This is a genomic window from Mammaliicoccus sp. I-M35, from assembly GCF_022386455.1.
In the GTDB taxonomy this organism is placed as follows: domain Bacteria; phylum Bacillota; class Bacilli; order Staphylococcales; family Staphylococcaceae; genus Mammaliicoccus; species Mammaliicoccus sciuri_A.
Genome location: NZ_JAJNIL010000005.1, coordinates 104,727 through 128,192 on the forward strand (window position 1 = coordinate 104,727; position 23,466 = coordinate 128,192).

A 23,466-nucleotide genomic window follows, 5' to 3' on the forward strand; every position below is an offset into this window, starting at 1 on the left:
GTCAATGGATATTGTCGTTTATGATAATATTCTTTTTTTTTTATGAAATATAACGTAAAATAGATAGGAAACATAATATTAGGGAGGACAGGCATGGTTAAAAATAAAGCACAAATCATAGCACAATTTAAAGCTCAATTCGATGTGTTTATGAAAGACATAAATATCGAATTTGAACAATATGATATTTATGTTCAAGCATTCTCGCATTCAAGTTTTATTAATGACTTTAAATTAGATAAATTAAGTCATAATGAACGTTTAGAGTTCTTAGGAGACGCGGTGTTAGAATTGACGGTGTCACAGTTTTTATTTAAGAAATTTCCATTACTTCCAGAAGGTAAGCTCACTAAACTGCGCGCATCAATTGTATGTGAACCATCACTTGTAACATTTGCAATGAGTTTAAATATGAACGAATTACTTTTACTTGGTAAAGGTGAAGAAAAAACAGGCGGTCGTGAACGTCCATCATTAATCGCCGATGCATTCGAATCATTTATTGGTGCATTGTATTTAGATAAAGGACTTGAAATTGTAGAGCAATTTTTAGAAAAAGTCGTATTTCCACATGTCGTTGATGAAAATTATACAGCGAATCGTGATTATAAAACAGAATTGCAGGAATTTATGCATCGTCATAATAAAGGCAATATTACGTATCATTTATTAGATGAAAGTGGTCCAGCACATCACAAGATGTTTACTTCTGAAGTACTATTAAATGGCAAACCTTTAGAAACAGGAAAAGGTAGAACGAAAAAAGAATCAGAACAAAATGCTGCTAAAAAAGCGTTGAATAATGGTCAATAAGGGGTAGTTTATGGTTTATTTAAAATCAATAGATGCATATGGATTTAAATCTTTTGCTGAACATACACATGTAGACTTTGATAATGGTGTAACAGCTATTGTAGGCCCAAATGGTAGCGGTAAAAGTAATATTACGGATGCTATAAAATGGGTTCTCGGTGAGCAATCAGCAAAAAGTTTACGTGGATCTAAGATGGAAGATGTCATCTTTAACGGGTCGAAAGAACGTAAAAAGTGCCAATATGCAGAAGTAAAATTAACATTGGATAATCATTCAAGAAAACTAAATATAGATGAAGATACAATAACAGTTGAACGCCGCTTATATAGAAATGGTGACAGTGAATATTATTTAAATAAAGAACGAACACGCTTAAAATCAGTCCTTGATCTATTTTTAGATTCAGGTCTTGGTAAAGAAGCTTTTAGTATTATTTCTCAAGGTAAAGTTGATGAAGTATTGAATGCTAAGCCTAGTGATAGAAGATATCTCATAGAAGAAGCAGCTGGCGTATTAAAATATAAAAAACGTAAAAAAGAAGCGACGCAAAAATTAGACGAAACAGAACAAAATCTAAATCGTGTTGAAGACATTGTATTCGATTTAGAAGCTAGAGTTGAGCCTCTAAGAGAAGAAGCTGCGATTGCTGAAGAGTATATTGCTTTAAAAGAAGAAATGAAAAAAAGTGATATTACTGTAACGGTATATGATATTGAAAGTTTAAATAAAGATTTTAAAAAGCTTGAACAAGAAATTGAGCATTTTCAATATCAAAAAGAACAAAAAACAAATGAATTAGACGCTAAGACTTTTGAATTAAATGAAAAGAAAAAATCGAGAGATCAGATTTCTAATCAAATTCAAAATGATAACAAGGCATTAGTTGAAGCGACTGAATCATTAGAACGATTTACTGGTCAATTAGAAGTCTTAAAAGAACGTCAAAAAAATAGTGATGCGACAAATGAAAGATTAGAAGAAGAAAAGCAAGCTTCTCAAACGAGAATTAACAAAATTACTGAACAAATTAAAGAAATAGATGCAGAACTAAAAGAATTTAAAGATAGATATCAAGTATTAGTGCAAGAAATTAATGGACTTGAAGGTCAATTATCGAATCAAGAAGGTACATTTGAAGAGAAAATTGAACAACTGAAAGATCGTTATTATCAACTGATGACAGAGCAATCAGACATTAATAATGATATTAGATTTTTAGAAGACAAATTAGCAACACATCAAGAAAAACAATCAAGATTAGATGGCAGACAAAAAGAAGTATACGAAGAACTTCAACGTGTTTGGGAAGATAAATCAACTTATACCGAAAAGCTACAATCTGTTGAAAAAGAACTTCAAGAAACAACTGAAAAATATAAAGCTGACCATAAGTTGTTAAAAAGTAAAGAGCAAGCATATAAAGATATGGAATCAAAACTGTATCAAGCGTATCGTTATACAGAACAAATGAAGACTCGTATTAATACGTTAAAGAGTATGCAAGATGAATACTCTGGATTTTATTCTGGTGTTAAACATGTGCTGAAAGAAAAGTCACTCAATGGTATAGAAGGTGCAGTTGCTGAAATTATCGATACACCTTCGAAATTGACAACAGCTATTGAAATAGCACTAGGTGCTTCTTTACAACACATTATTGTACAAGAAGAGAAAGATGCGCGATTAGCGATTAAATATTTAAAAGATAAAAAGCTAGGCCGTGCTACATTCTTACCAATGAATGTGGTTAAAAAACGATTTATACCACAATCTGTTATCGAGCAAATTAATGATCAACAAGGCTTCATTACAGTAGCTTCTGAAGGTGTTAAATATGACGAGAAATATCGAAATATTGTAGAGCATTTGTTAGGTAGTACAATTATTGCTAAAGATTTAGAAACTGCCAATCAGCTTGCGAGGTTAATTCAGTTCAAGCATAGAATTGTGACACTTGAAGGCGATGTGATTACGCCAGGCGGTGCTATGACCGGTGGTGGCAAAGAGAAGAAAGCAAGTTTGTTATCACAAAAAGATGAACTGAAAACGACTGAAGATAAGTATCAGAACTTTATGCAACAAACAACTCAAATTGAGGAGAATGTTAAAGCATTAAAACAAGAAGTTCAACATATCGAACAGTCCTTAACTGAAACACAAGAAAAAGGTACTGAATTAAGAGCTAAAGAACATGAGGTAACATTACAATTAGATGCAGTATTAGCTAAAGAAAAACGATTAAAAGACGAAAATGAAACGTTTGAATTTGAAAAGAATGATGGCTATAACTTTGTGAAAGGTCAAGAAACATTACAAGAAAAGCAAAATAAACTTGTAACGATTAAACAAGATATAGAGAAAATTGATAACGAAATCAATCAATTAAATGCATCACTTTCACATAGTAAAGATAGCGAAAAAACAATTCAAAATACATTAAATGAAAAACGTTCGAATCTTGCCGTTGAAAAAGAACGAAATCGTTTGAAAGAACAAGATAAGAAACGACTTAAAGAAGATTTAAACGAATATGAACATACGTTAACTAAGATTAATGACCAAATTGAATTAATCAATTCTGATGATTATATGGGTAGCGGTCAATTTGAAAAAGTCGAAAGTCAAATTCAACTATTTACAGCTAAAAAGCAAGAAATAGAAACGAAAATGATGGATGATCAAGATAAATATAAATCTATTCAAGAAGAAATCGAGCAAATAGAGCGCGATACGCAATCTATGCATCAAAGTATTTCTGGATTAGAAACAGGCTTACAAGATATGGTGAGTAAGCACTCGAAAATAGATATTATGATTGAACATCAATTGACACACTTAAATGAAACGTATCAATTAACTTTTGAAAAAGCACAATCATTGTATGAAATGCCAGAAGATATTTCAGAAGCAAGAAAAACTGTTAAATTAACGAAAATGTCTATAGATGAACTTGGACATGTAAATTTAAATGCCATTGAACAATTTAAAGAAGTTAATGAAAGATATACTTTCTTAAGTGATCAAAGAACAGATTTATTAGAAGCAAAAGAAACATTAGAACAAGTCATATTAGAAATGGATAGCGAAGTATCGACTAGATTTAAAGAAACATTTGATGAAGTGAATCATCATTTTGGAAATGTGTTTAAATCACTCTTCAATGGTGGACGTGCTGAGTTACAACTTACAGACAAAGATATTTTAGATGCGGGTGTTGAAATTGTCGTACAACCTCCAGGGAAGAACAGACAATACTTATCACTACTTAGTGGTGGGGAACGTGCGTTATCTGCCATTAGTTTACTCTTTGCGATATTAAAAGCACGTACAGCGCCTTTTGTAATTCTAGATGAAGTTGAAGCTGCATTAGATGAACAAAATGTCATAAGATATGCAGAATATTTAGATCAGCTCAAATCAGAAACTCAATTTATCGTTATTACACATAGAAAAGGTACAATGTCATACGCGGATAGCTTATATGGTGTTACAATGCAAGAAGCGGGCATTTCTAAACTTGTGAGTGTTAACTTAAAATCAATTAAAGAAGAATTGGAGGCATTACAATCATGAGTTTTTTTAAACGATTAAAGGATAGATTCTCTCCTAGTGAAGAAAAAAACAAAGAGATTGAAAACCAAGAAGAACAACCATTCCAAGACTTAGAACCTGAGTCTAATGAAAAAGAAAATCCTGAAGCGGTTCAGTTTGACGATGGGTTAATGTCATTAGATGAGTTCGAAGAATGGGAATCAGAACAACTTGGTGCTAAGTTCAAACAAGGATTAGAAAAATCTAGAGAGAACTTCCAAAATAAATTAAATGATTTATTAGCAGTGTATCGTAAAGTTGACGAAGATTTCTTTGAAGCATTAGAAGAAATGTTAATTCAAGCAGATGTTGGATTTAACACAGTTATGGAACTTGTTGATGAATTACGTATGGAAGCTAAACGCCGAAATATTAGTGAAACATCTGAATTAAGAGAAGTCATCGTTGAAAAAATAGTCGAAATTTATGTACAAGATGATGAAGATATTGATCGAATGAATATTGAAAATGACCGATTAAATGTTATATTAATGGTTGGTGTTAATGGTGTTGGTAAAACGACGACAATCGGTAAATTAGCACACCGTTATAAACAAGAAGGTAAAAAAGTTATGTTAGCAGCTGGAGATACTTTCCGTGCAGGTGCTATTGAACAATTGAAAGTTTGGGGAGAACGTGTTGGCGTAGAAGTAATTAGTCAAAAAGAAGGTTCTGACCCAGCAGCAGTTATGTATGATGCAGTAAATGCTGCTAAAAATAGAGGTGCTGATATTTTAATTTGTGATACGGCAGGACGATTACAAAATAAAGCCAACTTAATGAATGAATTACAAAAAGTTAGAAAAGTTATTGATCGTAACGTACCTGGCGCACCTCATGAAGTATTATTAGCATTAGATGCGACAACTGGACAAAATGCATTATCACAAGCTAAGTCATTTAAAGAAGTGACACAAGTTACAGGTATCGTATTAACGAAACTTGACGGAACAGCAAAAGGTGGTATCGTGTTAGCGATACGTAATGAATTACAAATTCCAGTTAAATTTGTAGGACTCGGTGAAAAACTTGATGACTTACAACCATTTGATGCAGAAAGCTATGTTTATGGATTATTTGCAGACATGATAGATGCAAATGAGTCTGTTGAAAATACTACTGAAGAAGCTGATCAAAATGACGGAAAATAATGAACTTATAAAAACAATGAGAATGAATTACTTATTTGATTTTTATCAAGGTTTATTAACTGAAAAACAACGCAATTATTTAGAGTTATATTATTTACAAGATTATGCACTAAGTGAAATTGCAGAGACATTTCATGTGAGTCGACAAGCAGTATATGATAATATAAAACGAACAGATGAATTATTAGAAGAGTATGAAACGAAATTACAACTCTTTAAAAAATTTAAAGAAAGACAATCTATTATTGATGAATTAAAAAGATTGTCAGGAGATAATCAAGAACTTAATCAGGCGATTGAACGCTTAGAAATTCTTGAATAGGAGGAGAAATTTATGGCATTTGAAGGGTTATCCGAAAGACTTCAAGCCACGATGCAACGCATCAAAGGTAAGGGTAAAGTTACAGAGTCAGATATTAAAGCAATGATGCGTGAAGTACGATTAGCATTATTAGAAGCAGACGTTAACTTTAAAGTTGTTAAATCTTTTGTAAACACAGTATCTGAACGCGCATTAGGTGCAGATGTTATGCAATCTTTAACACCTGGACAACAAGTCATCAAGATTGTTCAAGATGAATTAACAACTTTAATGGGTGGAGAAAATAGTAAAATTAACATGAGCAGTAAACCACCTACTGTTGTGATGATGGTCGGTTTACAAGGTGCAGGTAAAACAACAACTGCAGGTAAATTAGCATTATTAATGAGGAAAAAATACAACAAAAAGCCATTACTTGTCGCATGTGATATTTATAGACCAGCTGCGATTCAACAATTACAAACAGTTGGTAAGCAAATTGATATACCTGTATACACTGAAGGCGATCAAGTAAGTCCGAAACAAATTACTGAGAACGCATTGAAATATGCACGCGAAGAACATTTAGACTTTGTTATTATCGATACAGCAGGTCGTCTGCACATTGATGAAGCATTAATGAATGAACTTGTAGACGTTAAAGAAGTATCTAAACCAGATGAAATTATGCTTGTTGTAGACTCTATGACAGGTCAAGATGCTGTAAATGTTGCAGAATCATTTGATAATACATTAGATGTAACAGGTGTAACATTAACTAAATTAGATGGTGATACACGTGGTGGTGCAGCACTTTCAATCCGTTCTGTTACTGAAAAGCCAATTAAATTTATTGGTATGAGTGAAAAGCTAGATGGACTTGAGTTGTTCCATCCAGAACGTATGGCATCTAGAATTTTAGGTATGGGTGACGTATTAAGTTTAATTGAAAAAGCCCAACAAGGTGTCGATGAAGAAAAAGCTAAAGAATTAGAAAAGAAAATGAGAACATCTTCATTTACGTTTGATGATTTCTTAGAACAATTAGAACAAGTTAAAGAATTAGGTCCGTTAGATGATCTGATGAATATGATTCCAGGTGCTAACAAAATGAAAGGCATGAAAAATGCTAACATGGATCCTAAACAAATCGATAATGTTCAAGCGATTATCCGTTCTATGACTTTAGAAGAAAGAAATAATCCTGACATTTTAAATGTTTCTAGAAAACGTCGTATTGCTAAAGGTTCAGGTCGTTCTCTCCAAGAAGTAAATAGATTGATCAAACAATTTGGCGACATGAAGAAAATGATGAAACAATTTACAGGAAGCAATAAAAAAGGTAAAAAAGGTAAACGTGGCGGAAATCCTTTCCAAGGCATGAACTTACCATTCTAATAGAAGCGTGACGCATCTATAATATAGAGCAAAGTTATGGCAGCTATCTTTAAGTGATCATGCCAGCTTTGCTCTCTTATTTTGCATGAAATTTAAATTGGTAAAGAGAAAACACTTTACAAACAATTTATATCCTGTTATAGTATTTACTTGTAGAAAAGAAATTATAAATGAGTAAGGAGTTTTTTAAACATGGCAGTTAAAATTCGTTTAACACGTAAAGGGTCAAAAAGAAACCCATTTTATCGTATAGTAGTAGCAGATGCACGTTCTCCACGTGATGGTCGTATTATCGAACCAATCGGTACTTACAATCCAGTTGCTAAACCAGAAGCAGAAATCAAAGTTGACGAAGAGTTAGCTTTAAAATGGTTAGCTGACGGTGCAAAACCTACTGATACAGTTCGTGATATCTTATCAACTCAAGGTATCATGGAGAAATTCCATAATTCTAAACTTTCTAAGTAAAGCGTAGATTATATTGGAAAAATTAATACAAACAATTATAGTACCGCTCGTAGATTATCCGGAGAACATCAATATATCTAAAGATGAACAAGATTCTAGCATTACGTTCAATATAGACGTTCATGAAGAAGACATTGGCAGAATTATTGGTAAGAAGGGCAGAATGATTAAAGCAATTCGTACAATTGTGTCTGGTTCAATGAACGAGCAAGGCAAGAAAGTGTTTGTAGAAGTTAATTAAGAGTACCTAATTGGTGCTCTTTTTTATGTTAATAATGAAAGAAACAGTTGAGGAGGCACAGCTCAATGAATGTTGAAATAGGCAAAATTGTTAATACACATGGTATTAAAGGTGAAGTGAAAGTATTATCAGATTCTGACTTTACCGATGAACGATTTCAAAAAGGTCAACTTATTACAGTTAAGAAAAATAATGAATCATTTTCATTTACTATAGCATCACATAGAATTCATAAGAATTTTCATCTATTAACGTTTGAAGGTATTCATAACATCAATGATATCGAACATTTAAAAGGTTCTAAAATTTATCAAGAACAATCAAATGAAGCGATTGAACTTGAAGAGAATGAATACTATTATTCAGATATTATTGGTTGTACAGTATTTGTTGAAGAAGAAGCGTTAGGTAGAGTAATTGAAATTATGGAAACAGGTGCGAACGATGTATGGGTCGTTAAGGGAGATAAAGAATATTTAATTCCTTATATTGAAGATGTTGTTAAACATGTTGATGTTGATCTGAAGACTATTAAAATTGAACCATTAGAAGGTTTATTAGACTGATGAAGATTGATTATTTAACACTGTTTCCAGAAATGTATGAAGGTGTACTCAATCATTCCATAATGAAACGAGCACAAGATAAAGAAATTGTTCAATTTAATACAGTGAATTTTAGAGATTTTGCGAATAATAAACATTCACAAGTTGATGATTATCCTTATGGTGGCGGACAAGGTATGGTCCTTAAACCAGAACCTGTATTCAATGCGCTTCAATCATTAGATAAAGATGAAAATACGCGCGTGATTTTAATGTGTCCACAAGGTGAGCCATTCACACAAGCAAAAGCGGAGTCATTATCAGAAAGTGATCATATTATTTTTATTTGTGGTCATTATGAAGGCTATGATGAGCGTATTAGAGAACATTGTGTAACGGATGAAATTTCAATTGGGGACTTTGTATTAACAGGTGGAGAACTTGCGAGCATGACAATGACAGATGCAATCGTAAGACTAATACCAGGTGTTCTTGGTAATCAAGTATCACATGAAGATGATTCATTTTCATCTGGATTATTAGAACATCCTCAGTACACAAGACCAGCAGATTATGAAGGCATAAAAGTACCAGATGTATTATTATCTGGGAATCATGCCAACATTGAAAAATGGAGACATGAACAATCATTGTTAAGAACACAACAGAGAAGACCAGATTTGTTAGATAGTTATCCATTAACAGAAGCGGATAAACGTTTCTTAAATGATAACAAAAAATAGATTGAATCAACTTGTGCAATGTGATATATTAATATAAGTGTGTGAGCACAAATTCACTATGATCCGCTGCTAGCATTTATATGAAACAATTACATTGGGCAAGAACATAGTCAGAAGGAGAGAATATAATGAGTAATAATAAGTTAATCGAAGCAGTAACAAAAGACCAATTGCGTACGGATATTCCAACATTCCGTGCTGGTGACACTTTAACTGTACACGTACGTATCGTTGAAGGTAGCCGCGAACGTATCCAAGTGTTCGAAGGTGTAGTTATTAAACGTCGTGGTGGCGGAATTTCTGAAACGTTTACAGTTCGTAAAATTTCTTACGGTGTTGGTGTTGAGCGTACATTCCCTGTACACACTCCAAAAATCGAGAAAATCGAAGTTAAACGTCGCGGTAAAGTACGTCGTGCGAAACTTTACTACTTACGTAGCCTACGTGGTAAAGCTGCTCGTATTAAAGAAATTAGATAATATAAACCTTGGCATTGCTTGCTAAGCGTTTAAGTGTTTGGGACATATATCCCGACACAAAATAAATAAGCATATCACTGAACTGATTACTCAGTTGCTGGTGATATGCTTATTTTTTATTTACTAAAATGTAATGAATATATTTAAGTTTGCTGCTTCGAATTCACTTTTCTTGTGAAGACAAAGCTTAAAATAATTGAAACAATTGAAACCAAAATCATCGTTTTAAAATAGGGGGGTTGATAAGTGATTTCTATATCTTTGTCTTGTTGTTCTACATCTATACCTGTCATAATATGATTGACTTTGTGAATGGCTTTGTCTTTACCGTCTACTTTAGCCTTTAAGCCTTCTCTATACGGTATATTGATGACTGCAGTTCCTTTTTTATGTTCTTTTAAAGATATATTAATTTTCCCATTTGTTTCATGGTAAGTATAACGTTTCTCTTTATGAGCTTGCTTTAATGTTTGATAATTTTCACCATATAAACCTTGTAACTCTAATTTATATTTTCCATTCGTCAATGAGATGAATATTTTACCATCTTTAGGTACTGGAACACGATAAAGTAAATCATCTTGATTCATGCGATATTTTGAATCTTGGAAGAGACGATTATTTGGATAATCATTTACTTGAATCGTAAAGTTTGATTGCGGTAATTCACGTTCTAAATGTAACATCAAATATAAATCTTGATATTGATTCGTTAACTTTTTAGGTAGTTGAATCGTTAAACCATCTCCATTTCGAGGCACGGTCAACATGTCATCTTTATAATCGGCATCACGCGTTGTAATGGTCGTTTGATTTAATAGATTCGGTGCTTTGTTTATTTCTGTATTAACTTTATCTTTATCTGTTGTAACAACACCTTTAATCATGGCGTGTTCAAGATCTAATGGATTATCAATATCATGGGCATCATAATATTGATCGGTTACTTTAACTGCAGGTAATGGTTGCTCGTTTTCTAATATTTGATATTTGCCATCGTCTTGAATTAATTTAAAGTTTGCTGGCGATGATTTCTGATACGATTTCTTCATTATATATTTTGTTGACCAAAGGCTGTATAAGTTTGATCGATTTTGCATATCGCTATAACGACTTAACGATTCATTCTGTAGATTAACTTTTGCATCTTCAAAAAGATATTGATTCAAACCGCCATCAAAAATACTCGAGTATAAACTAAGACCTTTAAAATGTTGATACATAGGTGTATTATCTTGTGTTAATACGCGCCATCCTAATCTTTCATCAGGATTCAATTGTTGGTTTAAATGTGATACATGACTTCGTTGTAGGCCACTATCAAACGTACTTGCTTGAATAAAGAATTTATTCGCACGTCTTTCATGATCATCGTGATAGATTTGGTTCTTACTATGATCTTTTGAGACTACGAAAGAAGTTAACAATATCAAAGCCGCAAATACAAGTGTTAATAAACGTGTAAAACGCTTTATGGTTAATACGAGTAATCCTATTATAAATAGAATAGGTACCATCCAAATCCAACTGACATAATCTTTAGTTATATAATAACTTGAAAAGATAACAACAATACCAGGTATAGCCGTGATGATATATTGCTTGATGCTGATTGATTTAAAGTAATATACGTAACTCACAATTAAACCACTAGAAAAGAACGTTAATAAATAATGCCATCTTTTTTGTGGTGCAGAAAAGCCGTTAAAAATACTATCTACATAAGGTAAGAAACTCGCAATCATTAAGATAATCGTGAAAATACTAAATAATCTATAATAATAATGTTTGTAAAGCTTTATTGTTAAAAGCGCCTGAATGGCTATAAAAAGTACAACAATTAAATAATTGTCATAGAATATATTGTCATGTTTATTGAAGTTAGACAGTAATGGAATCGTTCCATTATAAATTGCACGATTATTCCCAATGAAACTATGGGCAGAGTGGAAGAATATAAATAAACTACTTCCAAGTCCAAGTATACTCGCTACTACAAGTAATTTAAGTTGTTGCATTCTTGGTACAATATCAGCCTTATGTTGAAAAATAAATCGATAGAAAAAGTAAATGAGTCCTGTTAAAAATTGATAGTATGCAAAATAAAAGTTATTGATAAACGTTAAGGCAACGATTAGGATAAACAGGCCAATCTTTTTATCTTTTAAAAATCTTTCAATACTGAATAATAATAATGGCAATAGCATAAAGACATCGCTAAAGAATGACCAATATACAGTAAATCTAAAGTATATAGGTGAAACTGCAAATAGAAAAGCAGCGACTATTGAAGTAGTTTGATTTAAGCCAATCTTCTTAACATATAAATAGGTAAAACTCATAATTAAAAATGATTTTACGATTGATATGACAATGGCATTCTGAGTCCAAAATAACATATGGTCCGTATTAAAATGGAAGATAAATGAGCCTATCCAAACAAAAATGACATTGATAATGAACAAAATATTCGTAGAGAAGTAATAGGACAAATCCATAAACATATCTCCACCAAGACCTAAATCAGTTGAATAGAAAAATGTTCCGTGTGTCCAATGTACATGTAAATACATTTGAATTGGCAACATTTGTTCGATACCATCATTTGGACCAGTGAAAATAATACCATCTTTAAAATAGCGATATAGTATATAACTATGCCCTAAAATGGCTAAGACACCGAAAAGTAAAATGTATTTGAAAATAGCGTTGTTATTCAAAAATGTTTTTATTTTATTTATCATTTGATTCACCTATATGTGTTATTCATGAGATTTAAGGTTTGTTTGTTGAATAATATATTTTGGTCTATCTTTTGTTTCATAATAAATACGACCAATGTATTCACCTATAACACCTAAACTAAATAATTGAAGACCACCTAAGAATAAAATGGCAGAAATAATTGTGAAATAACCGGGTTCTTCGATGCCATGTATCATAATATTTATAAATGTAATTAAAATATATAGAAGACAGATAAACATTGTAATACCACCAAAATAAAAGCATAGTCGAAGCGGTTTATTATTAAAACTAACGATACCATCAATTGCGTAATCGATTAATTTAAAGTTGGAATATTTAGAACGTCCTTGATTTCTATCTAGATGATCATATGTAATAGTTGTCTTATTAAAACCAACCCATTCAAATATACCTTTAGAGAAGCGATTGTACTCAGTCATTTTAATGATAGACTCAACAACTTCTTTAGATATTAAGCGAAAGTCACCTTCACCGCTTTTTAATTTAACATCAATCATATTTCTAGATAATTTGTAGAAAATTTTAGCAGGAATTCTTTTTAAAAATGACTCTTTGTCGCGGTTGCGTAATGCGACGACTTGTTGATAGCCTTCAAGGTGTAATTCGATCATTTGTGGGATTATCTCAGGTGGGTGTTGAAGGTCTGAATCCATGATGATAACAGCATCTCCTATACTGTGCTCAAGTCCACAATACATAGCAGATTCTTTGCCGAAATTTTTAGAGAAAGATATGTATTTAACATGTTCGTCTTTTTCTGATAGTGATTGAATTAAATTGAGTGAAGCATCTGTAGAACCATCATCAACAAAAATGATTTCAAATTGATGTGGCAAATTTAAAAAGACGTTTGATACTTTTTCATGTAAAATAGAGATGTTAGTTTCCTCATTATAAAGAGGAACTATAATTGAAATAAACATAACAAACCTCCTATATAGATATGGTTAATATATCATATTTCGATAGTTTAAGATAAGAAAGGATAAATATAAATGACAATTCAATGGTTTCCAGGTCATATGGCCAAAGCGAGACGCGAAGTAACAGAACAATTAAAAATGGTAGATGTGGTATTCGAATTAGTCGATGCACGTATTCCGCTATCTTCAAGAAATCCAATGATTGATGACATTGTTAAACAAAAACCTCGTGTTGTAATACTTAATAAAAAAGATATGTCAAAACAAAGTGAGACAGATAAATGGACGCAATATTTTAAAAATCAAGGCTTTTTCCCAGTTCAAATTGATTCGAAACATGGTAAGCATTTAGGTGAGCTTATGAAAGCTGCACAAGCTGCCACTAAAGAAAAATTTGATAGAGAAAAACGTAAAGGTCTTCGTCCGAGAGCAATCAGAGCTATGATAGTTGGTATTCCGAATGTAGGTAAATCCACACTTATCAATAAATTAGCTAAAAAATCAATTGCTAAAACTGGTAATACACCGGGTGTGACGAAAAAACAACAATGGATTAAAGTAGGAAAAGAATTAGAATTGTTAGATACACCAGGGATTTTATGGCCGAAATTTGAAGACCAAACGATTGGTAAAAAGTTGAGTTTAACAGGGGCAATTAAAGATAGTATTGTACATTTAGATGAAGTTGCGATATATGGATTAAACTTTTTAATTGATCATGATCCGGAAAAATTAAAGCAATTTTATCAAATTGAATTACCTGAAGACGGTGACGTCATTGGTTTGTTCGATCAAATAGGTAAAAGAAGAGGCATGTTAAAACGTGGTAATGAAGTAGATTATGAGTCTGTTACTGAGTTGATTATTAGAGATTTACGTAATGCTAAAATTGGTCATTACTGCTTCGATATATATGAAGAAATGAAGGATGGCATGCATGAAACAGAAGAGCATTAAAGAAATTGTTGAAGAGATTAATCAATATTTAACGATTCAAGAAGTTGAAGCATCACCTTATAACGAAGATGAACGTAAAGGTGTCCAAAGTGCTTTAAGTAAGCGAATCAAGCAGTTAAAAAAAATAGAACAACTTCACCATAAATATATTCAAATGAATCAATATGAAAAACAAGTATTAGACTCAAACAAAGATGCTGTTATTTGTGGAATTGATGAAGTAGGGAGAGGTCCACTTGCAGGCCCAGTCGTAGCAAGTGCGGTCATTCTTGAACAAGACCATCAATATTTAGGCATTACAGATTCGAAAGCTTTATCGCAAGCTAAACGTTCTTATTTCGAACAAGAAATATATAATCGTGCACATGCAGTAGGTATTGGCATTGCAACTGTTGAAGAAATTGATGAACTCAATATATATGAAGCAACAAAGGTAGCGATGCAACGAGCGATAGATCAATTGTCAGTTAAACCAGACCACTTATTAATAGATGCGATGAAGCTAGATAATGGCATTCCACAAACATCTATTATAAAGGGAGACTTAAATAGTGTTTCTATAGCAGCAGCAAGTGTGATTGCTAAAGAATATCGTGATAAGTTAATGTCTCAATATCATACAGAATATCCTGGATATGATTTTGATAAAAACAAAGGTTACGGCACAAAATCACATTTAGAAGGGCTCGAAAATTATGGTATTACACCGATACACCGTAAAACTTTCGAACCTATCAAATCAAAAGTGAAATATTAGTCTAACAATTCGTAAAATTGGACTCTCCTTGTTTACAATAACGCTTACATTTTCTATAATTGAGAAGTAAGCAAACATTATTGTATGTATTAGGAGGATGGAGAATGAATATCCATGAGTATCAAGGTAAAGAGATTTTTCGCTCTATGGGCGTAGCTGTACCTAATGGTTCAGTGGCTTTTTCACCTGCTGAAGCAGTAGAAAAAGCGAAAGAATTAGATTCAAATGTATATGTTGTTAAAGCGCAAATCCATGCTGGTGGACGTGGTAAAGCTGGTGGCGTTAAAATTGCTAAATCAATTGATGAAGTACGTGAATATGCTAAAGAATTATTAGGCAAAGTACTTGTTACACATCAAACTGGCCCTGAAGGTAAAGAAGTAAAACGTCTTCTTATCGAAGAAGGATGCGATATTCAAAAAGAATATTACATTGGATTCGTTATCGATAGAGCTACAGACAGAATTACTTTAATGGCTTCAGAAGAAGGCGGAACTGAAATTGAAGAAGTTGCAGCAGCAACACCTGAAAAAATCTTCAAAGAAGTGATTGATCCTGTTACTGGATTAATGCCATACCAAGCTAGAAGAATAGCATTTAATATTAACATCCCTAAAGAATCAGTTAACAAAGCTGTTAAATTAATGATGTCTTTATATAATGTGTTTGTAGAAAAAGACTGCTCAATTGTTGAAATTAACCCACTTGTTACAACAGGTAGTGGTGAAGTATTAGCACTAGATGCAAAAGTAAACTTCGATGATAATGCTTTATTTAGACATAAAGATATCGTTGAAATGCGTGATTTAGAAGAAGAAGATGAAAAAGAAATCGAAGCTTCTAAATACGACTTATCTTATATCGCACTAGATGGAAACATTGGTTGTATGGTAAACGGAGCTGGCTTAGCTATGGCTACGATGGATACAATTAATCACTTTGGCGGTAATCCGGCTAACTTCCTTGACGTTGGGGGCGGCGCAACAAAAGAAAAAGTTACTGAAGCATTCAAAATCATCTTAGGTGATTCACAAGTTGAAGGTATCTTTGTAAATATCTTTGGTGGAATCATGAAATGTGATGTCATTGCTGAAGGTATCGTAGCTGCTGCTAAAGAAGTTGAATTAGATATGCCTTTAGTTGTAAGACTTGAAGGTACTAATGTTGAACAAGGTAAACAAATCTTAAAAGAATCTGGTTTAGCAATCGAGCCAGCATCTATCATGGCTGATGGTGCTCAAAAAATTGTTAAATTAGTTCAAGAACGATAAGAAAGGCGGAGAGTTACGTGAGTGTATACATCGATAAAAATACAAAAGTATTAGTTCAAGGTATTACGGGTGCAACAGCACTTTTCCATACTAAACAAATGCTAGAATACGGTACTCAAATCGTTGCTGGGGTAACACCTGGTAAAGGTGGGCAAGTGGTTGAAGGTGTACCAGTATTTAACACTATAGAAGAAGCAGTCGCTGAAACTGGCGCAACTGTTTCAGTAATATATGTACCAGCTCCATTTGCGGCTGATGCAATTATTGAAAGTGCAGATGCTGAATTAGACTTAGCTATTTGTATCACAGAACATATTCCTGTTATTGATATGATTAAAGTTAAGAGATACTTAGAAGGTAAGAAAACTCGCTTAGTAGGACCAAACTGTCCTGGTGTGATCACTGCAGATGAATGTAAAATTGGTATTATGCCTGGTTACATCCATAAAAAAGGTCACGTAGGCGTAGTTTCACGTTCAGGTACATTAACATATGAAGCGGTTCATCAATTAACTCAAGCTGGTATCGGTCAAACGACAGCAGTTGGTATTGGTGGAGACCCAGTTAATGGTACAGACTTCATTGATGTATTAAAAGCATTTAATGAAGATGACGAAACATATGCAGTTGTTATGATTGGTGAAATCGGTGGTACTGCTGAAGAAGAAGCAGCTGAATGGATTAAAGCTAACATGACAAAACCAGTAGTAGGATTCATTGGTGGTCAAACAGCACCTCCAGGTAAACGTATGGGTCACGCTGGTGCAATCATTTCAGGCGGTAAAGGTACTGCATCTGAAAAAATCAAAACTTTAAATGACTGTGGTATTGATACAGCAGATACACCATCTGTTATCGCTGAAACACTTATAAACCGTATTAAAAAAGAAGACGGTTTATACGAAAAATGTTTAACAGTTAAATAATAACCATATATATAAGTACAGTGTCTTTCTACAATAGAAAAGCACTGTGCTTATTTGGTGTTTTAATTTATATATCCCACTAATGAACTGAATTTTAGTTTGTTAGTGGTTTTTTTGTAGACAATATTAAATGCATAAACTATAATATATGTAAAATATTAACAAACAGGAGTGAGGCATGAAATTTAACGATGAAACAGCATATGTAAATGCACTAACATCAAGATTAAATGAAGACAGTCATGATTTTGAAATCATGAATAAATTTAAAGGTTATGAAGGCGAACAACTAGTAGAAAATCTACTAAAGCAACAACATCAAATTGTGTTTAGTCATAATCTTGAATTTGTATCTTCAAATGCAGTACAAATAGATTTTTTAATCATACATAACAGTCAAATAAGTATATTAGAAGTTAAACACTACTATGGTGATTTCGAAATCTATGACAGCTATATAAAGAGTTCTTATAATAAACGTTACACATCACCATTTGTACAATTATACAAAGCTAAAAATACCCTCCAATCAATACTTCAAGAAATCAATCTAAACCTACCAATAAATCACTATTTAGTATTTTCAAATCCCACATTTACACTAAGAAACCACATACCAAACCGCTCGCAAGTACTATTGCGATCTGAATTTTATAAATTTCCACAGCTATTTCAATCTCAACAAATCGATAAAGATAAGCATATACTTCAGCAAATTTTAGCTAAGCAGCAAATATTTTCTCATAGATTTAAACCAGTCGAAAGAGTCGCTTTTAATAAGATAACTAAAGGTATAAAATGTCCAGAATGTAAAAAGTTACATACTATTATAATTGAAGAAAAGAAGAAGATTATGCCTTGTAAAAATTGTTTAAAAACTTTTAAAAGAGTGGAAATTTACTATTTCAACATAATAGAACTAGGCATAATAAAAGGAAAAGAAGGATTTACAATACCAGAAGCAGTTGAATGGTGTGAGGCGAATAATGTTCAAACTGTAAAAAGAATATGCAATCAATATTTTAAGAGTAAAGGTCAAAGGTATAAGACGTATTATTTAGAAGAATTTAGTAGGTGATGCGGCGCTAACGATCAAGACTGAAAAACAAGATCGTTAGAAATTCTAACGCTCAAGAAACCAAAACAAGATCGTTAGCCGTAAAAAAATTTAAAAAAATGAGGGGTGACCGTCGTGCTAACGCTCAAGAGTGGAAAACAAGATCGTTAGAAATTCTAACGCTCAAGAAAGTAAAACAAGATCGTTAGCCGTTAAAAAAATTAAAAAATGAGAAGTGACCCCCGCGCTAACGATCAAGACTGAAAAACAAGATCGTTAGAAATTCTAACGCTCAAGAAACTAACACAAGATCGTTAGCCGTAAAAAAATTTAAAAAATGAGGGGTGAGCCCCGCGCTAACGATCAAGACTAAAAAACAAGATCGTTAGAAATTCTAACGCTCAAGAAACCAAAACAAGATCGTTAGCCGCCCCCCAAAAAAACAGAAAAAATCTACATTATAAGAGGTGTATATTTATGAATGATTATCAACAATCAATTTTAAAATTAATTTACAGTGGTTTTACGACTAATCAAATTCACAAGATGATTCGTTATGATCCTGAGTTAAATTTTCTTTCATATAGAACTGCGTTTATTGATTTTGTATATAAAAGTGGTTTTAAAGAGAGAACAATATTAACGATGTATCACAAATATAATGATAGTCATATAGATAAAATACGTTCTTCATTAAAGAAAAGAAATATTCAAATGGTGTTTTCTGATGAGGATTGTTATCCAACTTTATTGAAGGAAATTTATGATTATCCGCTTGTACTTTTTGGAATGGGTAATATGTCGTTATTGCAAAATAAACAAAAATTGGCTATAGTCGGTTCAAGGAAGGCTACTCAATATTCAGAACAAATTTGTGATGCTATCGTGCCAGGACTGGTTAAGTCGCATATTACAATTGTTTCTGGAATGGCCATGGGAGCAGATTATTTTGCACATTTAAAAGCGATAGAGTATAGTGGTCAAACTATAGGTGTTGCTGCATTTGGTTTAGATTACCATTATCCTAAAGCGACACAATATATAAGTGAACTGATGCGTAAAGATCATCTTGTTATATCTGAGTATTATCCAACAACGAAAGTTCAAAAATGGCGTTTCCCAGAAAGAAATCGTATTATTAGTGGATTGTCACAAGGTGTATTAGTAACTGAAGCAAATGAACGTAGTGGTTCTTTAATCACGATAGACTTGGCATTGGAACAAAATAGAAATGTATATTGTTGCCCGGGCACGATTTTTCAATCTCTAAGCAAAGGTGGCAATAATAGAATAAAAGAAGGTGCCAAGCTCGTACAAAATGCTCAAGATATCATTGAGGATTATTGTATATTTACTGAACAAAAATAAATTTTATAAAATGTTTTAATTGACAAAGCTGAATTTATCAGTTTATCATTTACATTTGTAATCAATAGAATAGCAAGGGGGACTTACTTTGGCAGAAAATCTTGTCATCGTTGAATCGCCCGCAAAAGCAAAAACCATTGAAAAATATTTAGGAAAAAAATATAAAGTCGTTGCATCTATGGGGCATGTTAGAGATTTACCTCGTAGTCAAATGGGCGTAGATGTTGAAAATAATTATGAACCTAGATATATTACGATTCGCGGCAAAGGGCCAGTTGTAAAAGATTTAAAACGCTATGCAAAAAAAGCAAAAAACGTTTATCTCGCAAGTGACCCCGATCGTGAAGGTGAAGCAATTGCGTGGCATTTAGCACATATATTAGATATAGATGAAAATAAAAAATCAAGAGTCGTATTTAACGAAATTACAAAAGATGCAGTAAAAGATAGTTTTAAGCATCCTAGAGAAATAGAACATGAGTTAGTTGATGCACAACAAGCAAGACGTGTACTAGATAGACTTGTTGGGTATAATATTTCTCCAGTGTTATGGAAAAAAGTTAAAAAAGGTTTGTCAGCAGGTCGAGTACAATCTGTTGCATTAAGACTCGTTATTGATCGTGAAAACGAAATTAATAATTTTAATCCAGAAGAATACTGGACTATTGAAGGTTTATTTAAACATAAAACTAAAACATTTAGTGCGAAGTTTTTACATGAGAAAAGTAAACCCGTTAAATTAAAAAATGAAAAAGACGTACAAAAAATTACAACACAATTAGATGGGGATAAATTTGAAGTTACGCAAGTTACTAAGAAAGAAAAATTAAGATATCCTGCGAAATCATTTACAACTTCATCTTTACAACAAGAAGCATCACGTAAGTTGAATTTTAAAGCTAGAAAAACAATGATGTTAGCACAACAATTATACGAAGGTATAGATTTGAAAAAACAAGGTACTGTTGGTTTGATTACGTATATGAGAACGGACTCTACACGTATAGCTGATAGTGCTCAAGCTGAAGCAGCATCATTTATTGAAAAAGAGTACGGTAAAGAGTATTTATCTAAAACAAAAGCAGCAAAAGGTAAACAAGGCGCACAAGATGCCCATGAAGCAGTTAGACCGACAAGTGTGGAACGTACACCAGATCAGATGAAAACATTCTTATCTAGAGATCAATATCGATTATATAAATTGATTTGGGAACGTTTTATGGCAAGTCAAATGGCACCTGCTATTGCTGATACAGTTGCGGCAGATATTACTCAAGGCGATTTGAAATTCAGAGCAAATGGTCAAACAATCAAATTTAAAGGTTTCATGAAAGTATACGTTGAAGCTAAAGATGATACTGATGAAGAAAAAGAAGGTAAATTACCACCGTTAGAAAAAGGTGATATCGTTACGGCTGAGAAAATCGATCCAAAACAACATTTTACTCAACCACCACCACGATACACTGAAGCACGATTGGTTAAAACTTTAGAAGAATTAAAAATCGGTAGACCTTCAACTTATGCACCTACAATCGATACGATTCAAAAAAGAAACTACGTAAAATTAGACCAGAAAAGATTTGTACCTACAGAGTTAGGAGAAATCGTACATGAGTCAGTTAAAGAATACTTCCCTGAAATTATAGATGTTGACTTTACAGTTAATATGGAAACATTGCTAGATAAAGTAGCAGATGGTGAAATTGAGTGGAAGAAAGTCATAGATATGTTCTATGAAAACTTTAAAATCGATGTAGCAAGAGCAGAAGAAGAAATGGAGAAAATTGAAATCAAAGATGAACCGGCTGGTGAGGATTGCGAATTATGTGGTTCACCAATGGTTTATAAAATGGGCCGATACGGTAAGTTTATGGCTTGTTCAAATTTCCCAGATTGTAGAAATACGAAAGCAATCATTAAAACGATTGGCGTTAAATGTCCTAAATGTAAAGAGGGCGAAGTAGTTGAACGTAAATCTAAAAAGAATAGAGTATTCTATGGTTGTTCAAGATACCCAGAATGTGATTATACATCATGGGATAAACCTTTAGACCGTTCATGTCCTAAATGTGAAACAGTACTTGTTGAACGTAAAAAAGGAAAATCAGCTCAAGTTATATGTCCAAATTGTGATTATAAAGAGCAAGAACAAAAATAGTTATAATACAGTGCAAAAAGTTATTTTAATGATAACTTTTTGCACTTGTTTTTTGATTTAATGTTTTAATAGTAAAACGTCACTAATTTTTAAAATTTATCATCACTTTATCATTTGATTAAATTCAGATTTGTTATACAATTCAATATGGAATAAAAAAATTCGAAAATCAAGGAGGCATAAATAATGACTTCAATAAATGTTATCGGTGCTGGATTAGCAGGTTCAGAAGCGGCATACCAAATTGCCAAGAGAGGATTCAACGTTAATCTATATGAAATGAGACCGGTAAAACAAACACCAGCGCATCATACAGATAAATTTGCAGAACTTGTATGTTCTAATTCTCTAAGAGGTAATCAATTAACAAATGCTGTCGGTGTCTTAAAAGAAGAAATGAGACAATTAGATTCATTAATTATAAAAGCAGCAGATAATGCGCGTGTACCAGCGGGAGGTGCACTTGCTGTCGATCGACATGATTTTGCGGGATACATTACAGATACGCTTAAGAATCATCCGAATATTACTGTAAAGAATGAAGAGATTACTGAGATTCCTGACGGACCAACAATTATTGCAACTGGTCCTTTAACGACAGAAAGTTTAACGAAACAAATTATGAATATTACAGGTGAAGAACAACTGTACTTCTATGATGCAGCTGCACCAATTATTGAAAAAGAATCTATTAACATGGATAAAGTATATTTGAAATCACGCTATGACAAAGGTGATGCAGCGTACTTGAATTGTCCAATGACTGAAGAAGAATTCAATACTTTTTATGATGCACTTATAAATGCTGAAGTTGTGCCATTAAAAGAATTCGAAAAAGAAATTTATTTTGAAGGTTGTATGCCATTTGAAGTAATGGCTGAACGTGGTAAGAAAACTTTATTATTTGGTCCTATGAAGCCTGTAGGTTTAGAAGATCCTAAAACTGGTAAAAGACCATATGCAGTTGTTCAATTAAGACAAGATGACGCAGCTGGAACGTTATATAATATTGTAGGATTCCAAACACATTTAAAATGGGGCGCGCAAAAAGAAGTTATTTCTCTTATACCTGGATTAGAAAATGTTGATATCGTACGTTACGGCGTGATGCATCGAAATACATTTATTAATTCACCAAACGCGCTTAAAGAAACTTATCAATTAAAATCAAGAGAAGATTTATTCTTTGCTGGTCAAATGACAGGTGTAGAAGGATATGTTGAAAGTGCAGCAAGTGGACTGATTGCAGGAATTAATGCAAGTAAACTCGTTTCAGGTCTTGATCCAATCGTTTTCCCTCGAGAAACAGTAATCGGAAGTATGGCTTATTACATTACACATGCGAATAATAATAAGAACTTCCAACCGATGAATGCGAACTTTGGTTTATTACCTACATTAGAAAAACGTATTAAAGATAAGAAAGAAAGATATGAAACACTTGCAAATCGTGCATTAAAACATTTAGATTCATTTAAAGTAATGCTTTAGTAAATTATTTTAAGATTTTTTAGAATTGTGATACAATTCAGATAAAATGGGAGGA

The 23,466-nt window shown here is 32.7% G+C and carries 20 protein-coding genes; 18 read left to right on the forward strand and 2 right to left on the reverse strand.

Annotation, left to right across the window (positions count from 1 at the left end; translation table 11 throughout):
- Nucleotides 1-93 precede the first annotated feature (93 nt).
- The 10 genes from rnc (at nt 94) to rplS (ending at nt 9,731) form a co-directional block, all read left to right on the forward strand.
- The gene (rnc, locus tag LQ679_RS07280; RefSeq protein WP_037587752.1) at nt 94-813 is read left to right on the forward strand and encodes a ribonuclease III; all 720 of its coding nucleotides are present in this window, start codon (nt 94-96) and stop codon (nt 811-813) included.
- 10 nt (nt 814-823) lie between these two features.
- On the forward strand, nt 824-4,387 hold the full coding sequence (gene smc / locus LQ679_RS07285; protein ID WP_239762342.1) for a chromosome segregation protein SMC: 3,564 nt from the start codon (nt 824-826) through the stop codon (nt 4,385-4,387).
- Nucleotides 4,384-5,556, forward strand: a complete 1,173-nt coding sequence (gene ftsY, locus LQ679_RS07290) for a signal recognition particle-docking protein FtsY (RefSeq protein ID WP_239762343.1) — start codon at nt 4,384-4,386, stop codon at nt 5,554-5,556. The genes smc and ftsY overlap by 4 nt, the downstream gene beginning before the upstream one ends.
- Nucleotides 5,543-5,878: a putative DNA-binding protein gene (locus LQ679_RS07295; RefSeq protein WP_025905303.1), complete on the forward strand. Its 336-nt coding sequence runs from the start codon at nt 5,543-5,545 to the stop codon at nt 5,876-5,878. The genes ftsY and LQ679_RS07295 overlap by 14 nt, the downstream gene beginning before the upstream one ends.
- A 12-nt stretch (nt 5,879-5,890) precedes the next feature.
- Nucleotides 5,891-7,255 (forward strand): signal recognition particle protein, encoded by a 1,365-nt coding sequence (gene ffh, locus LQ679_RS07300; protein ID WP_159315116.1) that lies wholly within the window; start codon nt 5,891-5,893, stop codon nt 7,253-7,255.
- A 192-nt stretch (nt 7,256-7,447) separates the two neighbouring features.
- Entirely contained in the window at nt 7,448-7,723 is a 276-nt protein-coding gene (gene rpsP / locus LQ679_RS07305) for a 30S ribosomal protein S16 (protein ID WP_016910739.1), read from the forward strand.
- A 13-nt stretch (nt 7,724-7,736) separates the two neighbouring features.
- Nucleotides 7,737-7,964, forward strand: a complete 228-nt coding sequence (locus LQ679_RS07310; protein WP_025905305.1) for a KH domain-containing protein — start codon at nt 7,737-7,739, stop codon at nt 7,962-7,964.
- 65 nt (nt 7,965-8,029) lie between these two features.
- Nucleotides 8,030-8,530: a ribosome maturation factor RimM gene (rimM, locus tag LQ679_RS07315; RefSeq protein WP_126476473.1), complete on the forward strand. Its 501-nt coding sequence runs from the start codon at nt 8,030-8,032 to the stop codon at nt 8,528-8,530.
- Nucleotides 8,530-9,252 (forward strand): tRNA (guanosine(37)-N1)-methyltransferase TrmD, encoded by a 723-nt coding sequence (trmD, locus tag LQ679_RS07320; RefSeq protein ID WP_239762344.1) that lies wholly within the window; start codon nt 8,530-8,532, stop codon nt 9,250-9,252. Before rimM ends, trmD begins: the two co-directional genes overlap by 1 nt.
- A 128-nt stretch (nt 9,253-9,380) precedes the next feature.
- Nucleotides 9,381-9,731 carry a 50S ribosomal protein L19 gene (gene rplS / locus LQ679_RS07325; protein WP_025905308.1) on the forward strand — a complete coding sequence of 117 codons (351 nt, stop codon included), beginning with the start codon at nt 9,381-9,383 and terminating at the stop codon, nt 9,729-9,731.
- Between the two features lie 143 nt (nt 9,732-9,874).
- Here rplS and LQ679_RS07330 read toward each other — a convergent pair whose 3' ends face one another.
- Together LQ679_RS07330 and LQ679_RS07335 are read right to left on the reverse strand one after the other, a co-directional pair.
- Complete coding sequence (locus LQ679_RS07330) at nt 9,875-12,475, reverse strand: YfhO family protein (RefSeq protein ID WP_239762345.1); 2,601 nt, start codon at nt 12,473-12,475, stop codon at nt 9,875-9,877.
- Between the two features lie 18 nt (nt 12,476-12,493).
- Nucleotides 12,494-13,423: a glycosyltransferase family 2 protein gene (locus tag LQ679_RS07335; protein WP_107576987.1), complete on the reverse strand. Its 930-nt coding sequence runs from the start codon at nt 13,421-13,423 to the stop codon at nt 12,494-12,496.
- A 72-nt stretch (nt 13,424-13,495) separates the two neighbouring features.
- Here LQ679_RS07335 and ylqF point away from each other — a divergent pair, with 72 nt between their 5' ends.
- From ylqF to trmFO, 8 genes are all read left to right on the forward strand, one after another.
- Complete coding sequence (ylqF, locus tag LQ679_RS07340) at nt 13,496-14,380, forward strand: ribosome biogenesis GTPase YlqF (RefSeq protein WP_025905311.1); 885 nt, start codon at nt 13,496-13,498, stop codon at nt 14,378-14,380.
- Nucleotides 14,361-15,137, forward strand: a complete 777-nt coding sequence (locus LQ679_RS07345; protein WP_239762346.1) for a ribonuclease HII — start codon at nt 14,361-14,363, stop codon at nt 15,135-15,137. Before ylqF ends, LQ679_RS07345 begins: the two co-directional genes overlap by 20 nt.
- A 104-nt stretch (nt 15,138-15,241) precedes the next feature.
- Nucleotides 15,242-16,408, forward strand: coding sequence for an ADP-forming succinate--CoA ligase subunit beta (gene sucC / locus LQ679_RS07350; RefSeq protein ID WP_025905313.1), 1,167 nt, complete (start codon nt 15,242-15,244; stop codon nt 16,406-16,408).
- A 17-nt stretch (nt 16,409-16,425) separates the two neighbouring features.
- On the forward strand, nt 16,426-17,334 hold the full coding sequence (gene sucD / locus LQ679_RS07355) for a succinate--CoA ligase subunit alpha (RefSeq protein ID WP_025905314.1): 909 nt from the start codon (nt 16,426-16,428) through the stop codon (nt 17,332-17,334).
- 178 nt (nt 17,335-17,512) lie between these two features.
- Entirely contained in the window at nt 17,513-18,412 is a 900-nt protein-coding gene (locus tag LQ679_RS07360; RefSeq protein WP_239762347.1) for a nuclease-related domain-containing protein, read from the forward strand.
- 456 nt (nt 18,413-18,868) lie between these two features.
- Nucleotides 18,869-19,759 (forward strand): DNA-processing protein DprA, encoded by an 891-nt coding sequence (dprA, locus tag LQ679_RS07365; protein ID WP_159315112.1) that lies wholly within the window; start codon nt 18,869-18,871, stop codon nt 19,757-19,759.
- Nucleotides 19,760-19,847: 88 nt separating this feature from the next.
- Complete coding sequence (gene topA / locus LQ679_RS07370) at nt 19,848-21,920, forward strand: type I DNA topoisomerase (RefSeq protein WP_126476481.1); 2,073 nt, start codon at nt 19,848-19,850, stop codon at nt 21,918-21,920.
- Between the two features lie 186 nt (nt 21,921-22,106).
- Nucleotides 22,107-23,411 carry an FADH(2)-oxidizing methylenetetrahydrofolate--tRNA-(uracil(54)-C(5))-methyltransferase TrmFO gene (trmFO, locus tag LQ679_RS07375; protein ID WP_025905318.1) on the forward strand — a complete coding sequence of 435 codons (1,305 nt, stop codon included), beginning with the start codon at nt 22,107-22,109 and terminating at the stop codon, nt 23,409-23,411.
- Nucleotides 23,412-23,466 lie beyond the last annotated feature (55 nt).

Excerpts from the sequence above, each read along its gene's own strand:
- rnc (WP_037587752.1), top strand. The coding sequence starts at position 94 with ATGGTTAAAAATAAAGCACAAATCATAGCACAATTTAAAGCTCAATTC.
- smc (WP_239762342.1), top strand. The coding sequence starts at position 824 with ATGGTTTATTTAAAATCAATAGATGCATATGGATTTAAATCTTTTGCT.
- ftsY (WP_239762343.1), top strand. The coding sequence starts at position 4,384 with ATGAGTTTTTTTAAACGATTAAAGGATAGATTCTCTCCTAGTGAAGAA.
- LQ679_RS07295 (WP_025905303.1), top strand. The coding sequence starts at position 5,543 with ATGACGGAAAATAATGAACTTATAAAAACAATGAGAATGAATTACTTA.
- ffh (WP_159315116.1), top strand. The coding sequence starts at position 5,891 with ATGGCATTTGAAGGGTTATCCGAAAGACTTCAAGCCACGATGCAACGC.
- rpsP (WP_016910739.1), top strand. The coding sequence starts at position 7,448 with ATGGCAGTTAAAATTCGTTTAACACGTAAAGGGTCAAAAAGAAACCCA.
- rimM (WP_126476473.1), top strand. The coding sequence starts at position 8,030 with ATGAATGTTGAAATAGGCAAAATTGTTAATACACATGGTATTAAAGGT.
- trmD (WP_239762344.1), top strand. The coding sequence starts at position 8,530 with ATGAAGATTGATTATTTAACACTGTTTCCAGAAATGTATGAAGGTGTA.
- rplS (WP_025905308.1), top strand. The coding sequence starts at position 9,381 with ATGAGTAATAATAAGTTAATCGAAGCAGTAACAAAAGACCAATTGCGT.
- LQ679_RS07330 (WP_239762345.1), bottom strand. The coding sequence starts at position 12,475 with ATGATAAATAAAATAAAAACATTTTTGAATAACAACGCTATTTTCAAA.
- LQ679_RS07335 (WP_107576987.1), bottom strand. The coding sequence starts at position 13,423 with ATGTTTATTTCAATTATAGTTCCTCTTTATAATGAGGAAACTAACATC.
- ylqF (WP_025905311.1), top strand. The coding sequence starts at position 13,496 with ATGACAATTCAATGGTTTCCAGGTCATATGGCCAAAGCGAGACGCGAA.
- LQ679_RS07345 (WP_239762346.1), top strand. The coding sequence starts at position 14,361 with ATGAAACAGAAGAGCATTAAAGAAATTGTTGAAGAGATTAATCAATAT.
- sucC (WP_025905313.1), top strand. The coding sequence starts at position 15,242 with ATGAATATCCATGAGTATCAAGGTAAAGAGATTTTTCGCTCTATGGGC.
- LQ679_RS07360 (WP_239762347.1), top strand. The coding sequence starts at position 17,513 with ATGAAATTTAACGATGAAACAGCATATGTAAATGCACTAACATCAAGA.
- dprA (WP_159315112.1), top strand. The coding sequence starts at position 18,869 with ATGAATGATTATCAACAATCAATTTTAAAATTAATTTACAGTGGTTTT.
- trmFO (WP_025905318.1), top strand. The coding sequence starts at position 22,107 with ATGACTTCAATAAATGTTATCGGTGCTGGATTAGCAGGTTCAGAAGCG.